The organism is Acinetobacter courvalinii (assembly GCF_014635545.1).
In the GTDB taxonomy this organism is placed as follows: Bacteria; Pseudomonadota; Gammaproteobacteria; order Pseudomonadales; family Moraxellaceae; genus Acinetobacter; species Acinetobacter courvalinii.
Window position 1 is genome coordinate 682,210 of sequence record NZ_BMDA01000001.1, and the last position, 11,116, is coordinate 693,325.

At 45.7% G+C, this 11,116-nt stretch carries 10 protein-coding genes; 9 read left to right on the forward strand and 1 reads right to left on the reverse strand.

Annotation, left to right across the window (positions count from 1 at the left end):
- Positions 1-2: 2 nt before the first annotated feature.
- The 9 genes from IEV39_RS02980 (at position 3) to IEV39_RS03020 (ending at position 10,000) form a co-directional block, all read left to right on the forward strand.
- Positions 3-1,214, forward strand: coding sequence for an NAD(P)/FAD-dependent oxidoreductase (locus tag IEV39_RS02980; RefSeq protein WP_005286970.1), 1,212 nt, complete (start codon positions 3-5; stop codon positions 1,212-1,214).
- A gap of 40 nt (positions 1,215-1,254) precedes the next feature.
- Positions 1,255-2,478: an MFS transporter gene (locus tag IEV39_RS02985; RefSeq protein WP_005286967.1), complete on the forward strand. Its 1,224-nt coding sequence runs from the start codon at positions 1,255-1,257 to the stop codon at positions 2,476-2,478.
- Positions 2,479-2,512: 34 nt separating this feature from the next.
- Positions 2,513-3,034, forward strand: coding sequence for a cupin domain-containing protein (locus IEV39_RS02990; RefSeq protein WP_005286964.1), 522 nt, complete (start codon positions 2,513-2,515; stop codon positions 3,032-3,034).
- Between the two features lie 33 nt (positions 3,035-3,067).
- On the forward strand, positions 3,068-3,883 hold the full coding sequence (locus tag IEV39_RS02995; protein ID WP_005286961.1) for an alpha/beta fold hydrolase: 816 nt from the start codon (positions 3,068-3,070) through the stop codon (positions 3,881-3,883).
- A gap of 22 nt (positions 3,884-3,905) precedes the next feature.
- Positions 3,906-4,700, forward strand: a complete 795-nt coding sequence (locus IEV39_RS03000; RefSeq protein ID WP_005286958.1) for an SDR family oxidoreductase — start codon at positions 3,906-3,908, stop codon at positions 4,698-4,700.
- 9 nt (positions 4,701-4,709) lie between these two features.
- A complete protein-coding gene (locus IEV39_RS03005; protein WP_005286956.1) occupies positions 4,710-5,501 on the forward strand; it encodes an aspartate dehydrogenase in 792 nt (263 codons plus the stop codon).
- A gap of 12 nt (positions 5,502-5,513) precedes the next feature.
- Positions 5,514-6,980: an aldehyde dehydrogenase gene (locus tag IEV39_RS03010; protein WP_005286954.1), complete on the forward strand. Its 1,467-nt coding sequence runs from the start codon at positions 5,514-5,516 to the stop codon at positions 6,978-6,980.
- Positions 6,981-7,018: 38 nt separating this feature from the next.
- Positions 7,019-8,659: a thiamine pyrophosphate-binding protein gene (locus IEV39_RS03015; RefSeq protein WP_005286952.1), complete on the forward strand. Its 1,641-nt coding sequence runs from the start codon at positions 7,019-7,021 to the stop codon at positions 8,657-8,659.
- 147 nt (positions 8,660-8,806) lie between these two features.
- Positions 8,807-10,000, forward strand: coding sequence for a hypothetical protein (locus tag IEV39_RS03020; RefSeq protein WP_005286949.1), 1,194 nt, complete (start codon positions 8,807-8,809; stop codon positions 9,998-10,000).
- A gap of 73 nt (positions 10,001-10,073) precedes the next feature.
- On the opposite strand, the gene IEV39_RS03025 is transcribed toward IEV39_RS03020, so the two are convergent.
- Positions 10,074-11,069, reverse strand: a complete 996-nt coding sequence (locus IEV39_RS03025) for an AraC family transcriptional regulator (protein ID WP_005286946.1) — start codon at positions 11,067-11,069, stop codon at positions 10,074-10,076.
- Positions 11,070-11,116 lie beyond the last annotated feature (47 nt).

The following is an 11,116-nucleotide window of genomic DNA, read 5'->3' on the forward strand; positions in this document are numbered from 1 at the left end:
CGATGGAAAGAATTGTAATTGTGGGTGCAGGACAAGCCGCAGGTTGGGCCGTCAGTACCTTGCGCCAGAATGGTTATGCAGGTGAAATTCATGTGGTCTCTAATGAAGACCGTGTGTTCTATGAACGCCCGCCATTGTCAAAACAGGTACTTTCAAAAGAAGCCACTTATGAAAGCTTGCATCTGTTTTCTCCAGAGCAGGTGCAGGATTTTAATATTCAGTGGCACAAGCCAGCACTTGCCACACAGGTCGATCGTCAGCTGAAGCAGGTGGTGCTGGAAAATGGTCAGGTTTTACCCTATGACAAATTATTGATCGCCACAGGCAGTCGTGCGCGTGTACCCGTGAATACGTGGCAGTTTATTCCCAATGTGGTGACGTTACGTAATGTTCAGGATTGTGAGCGCCTAGCCGAAATCTTGCAGCATTCACAAAAGCTGGCCGTGATTGGTGGCGGCTGGATTGGACTGGAAATTGCAGCGACCGCACGTAAACAAGGCAAAGAGGTTCATATTTTTGAATATGGCAATCGCCTGTGTGCACGTAGTGTCAGTCCGGATGTCTCTGAGTTTCTGAAAAACATGCATGAGCAACAGGGTACTCAGATTCATTTAGACAGTAAAAACCTGCATTTGATTGAAGCCGGTCAGCAAAAAGTTGAAGTGGTGAATCATCCGAATGCAAGTGAACTGTTTGATTGTGTGGTAGTCGGTGCCGGGGCGGATATTGCCAAAGAGCTGGGTGTCAATGCAGGTCTGGACGTGAAAGATGGCATTGTGGTGAATGGTTTTGGGCAGACGTCTGATCAGGATATTTATGCCGCAGGTGATGTAGCGATTCATCCGGGCCTTGGCTATTGCATCCAGTCTTGGGCCAATGCACAGAATCAGGCGATTGCCGCAGCAAAATCAATGCTGGGTATTGAAACCGAATATAGCGATATTCCGTGGTTATGGTCAGATCAGTATCACTTCAATATTCAGATTTTAGGTACTTATCAACCTGAAAAAACAGGGCAGATTGTGGTTCGAAAAAGCGCAGATGATCAATGCAGTTATTTGTATTTAGATGATCAAAATCGTTTGTTGAACATGATCGCCATCAATGATTCAAAACTGGTCAAACTGGCAAAGCGCTGGATGCAGTCGAATACCGAGTTAGACCCAAAATTATTAGCAGACCCTGAATTTAATGTCATGAAATTAAAACCATAAACATTAGATCCGGTTCATGACTCAATCGAAGGAATGAAGTATGAGTAATGAAGAGAAAAGTGGATTAAAGCATTGGGTTCCTGCTTTCGTCCTAATGGTATGTGTCGTTCTGGCATTCTTCGACAAAATTAGTATCGCGGTCTTGTTTGCTGACCCGCACTTCCAAGGTGCGATGGGAATTGCAGAAGACAAGGCAAAACTCGGATGGCTGATGACCAGCTTCTTGTTGGCTTATGGCTTCTCTTCGGTATTTTTGAGTTTCCTTGGCGATATTTTTAACCCGAAGAAAATGCTGTTCTGGAGCGTCGCATCATGGGGCATCCTGATGTTCTGTATGGGTTTTACCACCAACTATACCGGCATGTTGATCCTGCGCGTTTTGCTTGGTCTAGCTGAAGGACCATTGTTTGCACTGGCGTATGCCATCGTTAAACAGACTTATACTGACCGCCAGCAGGCACGTGCTTCGACCATGTTCCTGTTAGGAACACCGATTGGTGCATTTCTGGGTTTTCCCATTACCGCAGCGGTGCTTGCGAAGCATGACTGGCACACCACCTTCTTTGTAATGGCAGGTTTAACGGTGATTGCACTGCTGGCGATTGCATTTGGTTTGCGTAATTTACAACTCAAGAAAACCATTGAACTGGAATCGAGCAGCAAACGTTTGAATTTCAAAGGTCATATTCACAATACCAAGCTGTTATTGCAAAACCGTGCCTTCTGGCTGGTATGTATTTTCAATATTGCCTTGATGACTTATCTGTGGGGCTTAAACAGCTGGGTGCCTTCTTATCTGATTCAGGACAAAGGCTTTAACCTCAAAGAGTTTGGTATTTACTCAAGCTTGCCATTTATTGCCATGCTGATTGGTGAAGTGATAGGTGCTTTCCTTTCTGACAAGTTAGGCCGCCGTGCTGTTCAGGTCTTCAGTGGACTGTTGGTGGCAGGCATCTTTATGTATGTCATGGTCATTATGACTGACCCGATTCTCGTTATCGCGGCCATGTCTTTAAGTGCAATGGCGTGGGGCTTTGGTGTCGCAGCTGTATTCGCCTTACTTGCCCGTGTCACCACTGCCGATGTGGGGGCAACTGCGGGTGGAATTTTCAACGGAATGGGGAATTTTGCCAGTGCAATTGCACCTGTTCTGATCGGTTACATCGTGATGCAAACCCACAGTTTTAATTTAGGAATTACCTTCCTGGCAGCCGTCGCCGTGATCGGATCGTTTTTCTTGGTTCCTTTATTGAAACGTTATTAATCAAACTATTGAACAAAAACCTAGGAGTTCAAACATGACTACTCAACAATTTGAATCATGGACACAACCTGAAGGTACAAGCTTACAAGACTGGTTAAATACCCGTATCGCACGCTTTGAAACACGTAAATATGATTTTGATGCCTTGAAATTTCAGGCAGATTACGACCCCAAATATCGCCGTGCACAAATGCGTTATATGGGCACGGGTGCAACCGGTGTGGTCAATGATGGCAATACGGTTCCAGCTGAAAACTTTACCTTTTCAACTATGGTGCTTCCAGCACAGTGCGAAGGGCCTTTGCACATTCATCACGATGTGGAAGAAGTGTTTTTCATGTTACGTGGCGAAATTGACCTGTTCATTGAACATAACGGCGAAAAATTCGAAACCCGACTGAAAGAGCGTGACCTGATTTCAATTCCACCGGGTATTTATCGCGGCCTGTTCAATCCGGGTCAGGAAGATGCCTTGATGTGTGTGATGTTGGGTGCGGGTAAACCGTCTATTCCGAACTATCCACCTGAGCATCCATTGTCTCAAATCAAACGTTAATCCGATTGATTTCATAACTGTAGAAGGAATGACATGATGACCCTGACTGAGCGTTTAATTCACTATCCCGTTAAAACCGTTGTCGTCAATGGCGCTGTGCAGGCTTATCGCGAAGCAGGTCAAGGCCAGCCGCTGATTTTGCTACACGGGATTAGCTCGGGTTCAGCATCCTGGATTAACCAGCTAGAGACACTCAGTCAGCATTTTCATGTCATTGCCTGGGATGCACCGGGTTATGGCTTATCCGATGGCTTAAGCACAGATCAACCGGATGCAAGTGATTATGCAGAACGTGTATTGGGGTTGATGGATGCGCTGAACATTGCAAAAGCCATGCTGATTGGTCATTCATTGGGTGCATTGCAAGCCAGTGCATTTGCCCATCTTTATCCTGAACGGGTACAGACTTTAGTGCTTGCCAATGCGGCACAAGGCTATCAACGTTCCGATGAAGACACCAAAGCACAGGTCTATCAAAAACGACCAAATATGTTGAAAAGCTTGGGCAATGCAGGCATGGCAGCCAGTCGTGGTCCGCATTTGATTTATAAACAGGACCCTCAGGCACTGGCATTGGTCAGTGAAGTGATGGGGCAACTGACCTTAGACGGTTTTACCCGAGCATCTTATTTGCTGGCGTATGACGAAATTCGAAATTATTTAACAGAACTGACAGTTCCTTGTGTGGTCATTGCGGGTGACAAGGATGGAATTACACCTGCGCAAGCGATCAAGGAACTGGCTGTAGAAATGCAATTGAGCCGATGTCATCTCATTACCGATGCAGGTCATCTGAGTTATGTCGATCAACCTGAACAGTTTAACGACATTGTTTTATCGGCGCATTAAGACTTAAACGAGAGATATGGATATGAGCTTCCAAGTTGAAGGAAAAGTAGCAGTTGTCACAGGTGGCTCGTCAGGCATTGGTTTGGCTGCAGTCGAAATTTTAGTTGCAGAAGGTGCCAAGGTGGCGTGGTGTGGCCGTGATGAGCAGCGTTTGGCAGCATCAAAACGATATATTTTAGAACAATATCCGCATGCCAATATCTTCACTAGCGCATGCAATGTCTTGGATAAACAAGATGTGAAACGCTTTGCCCAACAGGTCCATCAGCATCTGGGCAATGTCGACATGCTGATCAATAATGCAGGTCAGGGCCGTGTGTCTAATTTTGAAGATACTCAGGATGAAGACTGGATGAAGGAAATTGAACTGAAGTATTTCAGTGTGTTGCATCCTGTGCGGGCATTTCTGGAAGATTTAAAACAGTCGGCTTGCGGGTCGATTACCAATGTGAATTCTTTGCTGGCCCTGCAACCTGAACCGCACATGATTGCGACTTCATCTGCACGTGCGGCATTGCTGAACCTGACCCATTCACTGGCGCATGAATTTACCCAGTACGGCATCCGGGTCAACTCAATCCTGTTGGGCATGGTGGAGTCGGCCCAGTGGAAACGCCGTTTTGAAACCCGTTCAGACCTCAATGCAACATGGGAGCAGTGGACTGGCAATATCGCCAAAAACCGTGGTATTCCAATGCAACGTCTAGGCAAGCCGGAAGAACCGGCACGTGCCTTGGTGTTCCTTGCATCACCTTTAGCATCCTATACCACAGGTTCGACACTCGATGTCTCTGGTGGATTTAATAAACATTTATAAGGTGTTCCCATGAAACAGTTGATGATGATCGGTTTTGGCGCCATGGCAGCAGAAGTGTATGCGCATATGCCTCAAGACCTGCAACTTAAATGGATTGTGGTCCCTGCACGCAGTGTCGAAAAAGTACGGGCGCAGGTTGCGGCTGATGTACAGGTCATTTCTTCAATTGATCAATGTCAGGGTACACCGGACTACGTGATTGAAGTGGCTGGTCAGGCAGCGGTGAAAGAACATGCGCAAAAAGTGCTGGAAAAAGGCTGGACCATTGGCCTGATTTCCGTGGGCACTCTGGCGGATAACGAATTTTTAATTCAACTGAAAAACACGGCAGAACAACATGATGCGCATCTGCATTTATTAGCGGGTGCAATTGCCGGGATTGATGGCATCTCTGCGGCCAAAGAAGGCGGTCTGGAAAAGGTCACCTATAAGGGCTGTAAGAGTCCGAAAAGCTGGCGTGGCAGCTATGCAGAACAACTGGTCGATCTTGATCAGGTCTGTGAAGCAACGGTTTTTTTCCGTGGTACAGCCAGAGAAGCTGCCTTGAAGTTTCCAGCCAATGCAAATGTGGCCGCCACGATTGCACTGGCTGGACTGGGTATGGATGAGACTCTGGTGGAGCTGACGGTTGATCCAAATATCAATAAGAACAAACACACCATCGTGGCGGAAGGCGTGTTTGGTGAAATGACCATTGAACTGGTGGGGGTGCCATTGGCGAGTAATCCCAAAACCTCAACCTTGGCTGCATTAAGTGTGATTCGCGCTTGTCGCAATAGCGTTGAAGCAATTCAGATTTAAAAGGATTTGATCATGGTAAAGGAAATTTATATCGCAGGTGAATGGCGATTAGGTAAAGGCGCTACGATTCAAAGTTTATTTCCAGCAGATCAATCGGTGAATGCTGAAATCTCAACGGCGAATCTGGAAGATGTCAATGAAGCCATCGAAAAGGCAGATGCGGCTTGGCGTAAAGCCGAGTGGCGCAACAGCATGCCGCATGAACGTGCCCGTATTTTATATAAAGTGGCCGACATTATTGAAGCGCGTGTGGATGAACTTTCAAAGCTACAAACCCGCGATAATGGCAAGCCACTGGCTGAAACCCGTGCCTTGACCCTAAGTGCGGCAGCAACAGCGCGTTATGTAGCAGCAGCCTGCGAAACCTTAAATGATGAGCTGACCACGCAACGTGCCGCAGATTTCATGACCATGAGCGTGCATGAACCTGTGGGCGTGGTGGCTGCAATTACCCCGTGGAACTCGCCGATCGCCAGTGAAGTACAGAAACTGGCACCTGCGCTTGCGGGAGGTAATGCCGTGATTCTAAAACCTGCAGAAGTGACTTCTTTGATTGCATTGGAACTCGCCAAAATCTTTGAAGAAGCAGGACTACCAAAAGGTTTACTCAGTGTACTGGTCGGACGTGGTTCGGTGATTGGTGATGCGATCGTGAAGCATCCTCTGGTACGTAAAATTTCATTTACCGGCGGAACGACTACGGGGCGTCATCTGGCACATTTGGCAGCGGATAAACTGATTACCACCTCTTTGGAATTGGGTGGAAAGTCTCCAACGATTGTATTGCCAGATGCAGATATTGAACTGGCAGCCAAAGGCGTGGCTTATGGCATCTTTAGTTCGGCAGGACAAGCCTGTATTGCAGGTTCACGTTTATTTGTACACAGCAGCATCTATGATCAATTCCTTAGTCGTCTGGTTGAGATCACCAAAGGCTTACGGGTTGGACATCCTGAAACTGCAGGCGTACACCTTGGCTCTTTGATCAATCCGAAACATTTGGCTTCTGTCGATGCCTATGTCCAGCTGGCCAAGCAGGAAGGCGGTCAAGTGCTGGTCGGTGGTCATGCCTTGACTGAAGGTGAGTTTGCCAAAGGTAGCTATTACTTGCCCACCATTATCACTGGCTTAAGCAACTCAGCACAGACCTGTCAGGAAGAGATTTTTGGCCCTGTGCTGGTGGTGATGAAATATGACGATGAACAAGATTTGCTGGCACAAGCCAATGACAGCTGTTTTGGACTTGCTGCAGGTATCTGGACAGAAAACTATCGTAAGGCATGGCAAATTGCCCGTGCCTTAGAAGTTGGTACGGTCTGGATCAATACCTATAAGAAATTCTCGATTTCTGCGCCATTTGGCGGCTTTAAAGAAAGTGGCATTGGTCGTGAAAAAGGTCGTTTAGGCATTTTGTCTTACATGCAACAAAAAAGTATCTATATGGGATTAAGCGAGCAGCCAAATCCTTGGGCGAATTAATACATTCATGGAATGAACCGTTTTTGAGGAATATACAAATGACAGAACGTGTAAATGTCGGCGAAGCCATCGCCCGTGTTTTAGAAGCACACCAAGTAGACAGTATTTACGGGGTAATCTCGATCCATAACTTACCGATTGCCGATGCAGTGGGTCGTCGTGAAAAAATCCGTTTTGTGGCGGCACGCGGTGAAGCGGGTGCAGTTACGATGGCCGATGGTCATTCACGTTTTAAAGGACTCGGTGTAGCGCTCACCAGTACTGGTGCCGGTGCAGGTAATGCAGTCGGTTCATTGATTGAAGCGATGAATGCAGGCAGTCCAGTGTTGCATTTAACCGGACAGGTAGAGCGTGAATATCTGGATCGTGATGCCAGTTTTATTCATGAAACCAAAGATCAACTGACCTTCTTACGTGCATCCAGCAAAGCGGCATTTCGTATCACCAGTCCTGACAATGCAGTAGGCGTGATTCGTGAAGCAATTCGTGTCGCCACGACAGTGCCGATGGGGCCAGTCAGTGTCGAGTTGCCGATTGATGTACAGGCAGCCGAAATCGATTTGCCGCTAAACTTGGGGCCAGTAAAAGCCCTTGAATTGCCACAGGCTGAACAGATCGAAGTCGACTTAATCGTTGAAGAACTGAAAAAAGCCAAACGCCCTGTGTTCTGGATCGGTGGTGGTACGTTGAATAGCATTGCGGAAGTCAAGGCGATTGCTGATCTTGGTATTCCTGTGGTGTCATCAACCCATGCGCGTGGCGTATTGGCCGATGATCATCCGCGTAGCCTAGGTGCATTCCATAACTCGGCTGGGGTTGAGCAGCTGCTTAAAGATGCTGATCTATTAGTAGTGGTGGGTTCTCGTTTACGTAGTAATGAAACCAAGACCTATTCCGTGCAGTTCCCTGACAATATTATCCAGATTGATGCCAATCCTGTAGCACAGCAGCGTAATTACAAAGTTCGTAATTTTATTTGTGGTGATGCCAAAGATGTGTTGCAACGTGTATTGACGGGCTTGCAAGGTATCTCAAAAGTTGACGCAGATTATGATGCAGCTGTGGTGCAGGCAAAACAGGCTGCGATTGATGCTTTACGCAAGCAGCTTGATCAATATGCCTTGATCTGTGATCACTTACGCGCCGCATTACCGCAAGACGGTATTTTTGTACGTGACATTACCATGTCAGGCAGTACCTGGGGCAGTCGTTTATTCCCGGTACAGGCACCAAACCAGAATATTCATTCTCTAGCAGGTGCCATTGGTCTAGGTCTGGCAACTGCGATTGGTGCTTCGATTGCCAAACCTGACAAGAAAGTCATTGGCTTGGTCGGTGATGGTGGTTTGATGTTAGGTATCGGCGAAATCGCAACCATGGCGCAAGAAAATACCAATATGGTGCTGATGATCATGAATGATGGTGGTTATGGCGTAATGCGCGGCATTCAAAATAACTACTTCGGTGGTCGCCAGTATTTCAATGAATTGCATACCCCAGACTATAAAGTCTTAGGCGAAGCCATGGGCGTGAAGAGCTGGAAAGTAGGCAGTGCGGATGAATTCAAGACCGTGATTCAGCAAGCCGTTGCATTCCAAGGGCCAAGTGTGATTGAACTGGATATGCATTCAATTGGGCCATTGAACTTCGCAGGTCCGCCACAGAAAAAACTGTACTAATCCCACTGAGCATTGGCAGTCCGTGCTGATGTGAAGACCGCGTTATGGGCAAAATTTTTTGCCCATAAGGCAATAAAAACTATGTTTTATAGGTAAAACAACAACAAGACCAACAGGATCGTTGGGACGAAAGCGAAGGAACAACCGATGAAAAAGACAGTGATGGTCGCGATGCTTGCTGCATGTTATTTGGGTACACCATCCCAGGTGTTTGCACAAAGCTCAGCCCTAGAATGGAAAAGTGAAGACGGTACGGATTCAGTACAAGTCGGCGGTGTGGTACGACTCAATCAGCGTTATGAAAATTGGGAAGGACCGAATGGTGGATTTGGTAAGCTGTATTTCGATATTTTTCGGGTGGACTTAAAAGGTAAATTTGATGATGCCTATTTTAATGCCAGTTACCTGTTTCAAGATCAGGAAAAGCGTTCGGTCGAGAAAGCCTATGTGGGCTATAACCTTGATCAAAATAATAGTATCGAAGCAGGTTTTGTCTATAAACCTTTTGCGATCTATCCCTATCCGCAGAATGGCTGGACATACCATATTCCATTCTTCCTCGGCTACGGCAATAACGTTGCGCCAGGTTTGAACTGGAATTTTCATAACAAGGACTGGGATGTAAAACTCGGCTATTATCCGCAAATGCTGGAGACCAGTCTGCGTTATTCGCCTGAAAGTGCAACCTATGATGATCTTTCAGAAAATGCTTTCCCGAATCAGAAAGCCTATCAAAACGAAAAGCGTCACCAATTTAACACGCGTATTGTACGCAAGCTTGAAACCGAATTCGGTAAGCAAGAGTTTGGCGTTTCAGGGGCGATTGCGCAATTGCATAATAAAACGACTGATAAAAATGGTCAATATTATGCAGTCGGCCTACATACCGATAATAATTACAAACGCTTTAATTTACAAAGTTCTGTGATTCATTATCAATATGATGCCAAAAACCCTGATGGGGTCAGTAATGATGTGACCTTGATGGGCAATAATGGATTTACACCTGCCTATTTCATTGCTTCGGAAGCCACTGTTGCCAGTTTAAACCTTGCTTATACCTTGCCTGTGCAGGATATGGGTAAACTCAAGGCCATCCGTTTCTATAATGACTATAGCTATATGGACAAGAAACGTGATGATTGGTCGGCTTCACAAATGAATACCACAGGGATGATGTTTATTGCTTCGCCGTTTATGGTATGGGCTGATTATACCTGGGGTAAAAACTCCAATATTATTGGTGGGGCTTCCAATGCCACAGGTTATACCTCAACGGTTTCGCCCTATAGTGACCAATGGCTATACCGCATCAATTTAAATATTGGATTTAGTTTCTAAATTTCCAATTGGTACTTTTCTAGAAGGAGTGAATCATGCCCATGATTCACTCTTTTTGCTTTTAGGAGGTTTTTTAGCTGAGATGGCTTTTTCGATATTCAGATGGTGTCAGGTGTTCCCATTGTTTAAAGGCACGGCTAAAAGCACTTTGTTCGGCATAACCGAGTAGCAGTGCAATTTCAGTGAGAGACAGCTCTGATTTGACCAAATAGCTTTTTGCCAGTTCTAAACGTATACTTTTGACCAGATCACTGTACTGTAAATTATAGCTGCCCAATTTACGATAAAAACTTCTTAAGGATAGTTTCATCTGTCTGGCAATATGCTCTGCAGAGGGTTCTCCACTCTTGAGCATATTGACGATGAGCAACTGTAGATCTTTCAAAAAGGTATCCGGGTTTGGGATACTTTTAAGTAAGGCTTCAGCCTGTTGATCCAATAGTTTTTTGAGATGAGGATCGCTGCTCGGAATCGGTAGATGCAGGATTTCGAGTGGCAGCCATAAGCGTAGTACTTCAGAATCAAAGCTGACAGGGCAGCCATAGACCTGTTGATAAGGCGTACAGTCTGCTGGCGCCACAGCTGAAAACTCTATTTTTAAAGGCTGGATATCGGGACGATGTAAAATTTTTCGAATTGTACTGACTACACCAGAAATTAGCACCTCATTGGAAAGTTGGGAGTTTTTATGCACGACTGGGGTCCAGCACATACAAAAGCTGTCTTCTTTTTGCAGGATTGAAAAGGCCGCTGAATTTTGTAAAATTGGCTGAAAATTCTTGAAGCAGTTTAAAAAACTGTTCAGATTAGGATTGGAAAGTGCCAAATAGCCTAAAATATGAATATGGTGTGGTTCAGCCAATTCGCCAATATAGTGCCCCAAAACTGGTGTCGGATGTTGCTGGTAGATTTCTTCTAATAATTCCCACCATTTACTTAGCGGCATTCGTTGTTGATGAGCATATTGTTGACTCAATTCATCGAGTTGGGAATTGGACATATTTCTTTGTTGTAAATACTTTGCAATCAGTTCTAATAGAACCGAGGGAATACTTGGTGTTTCGGTCATAAATGCTCTGCTGATATCAAAGTCAAATCCTTTAACTTCATGTGAAT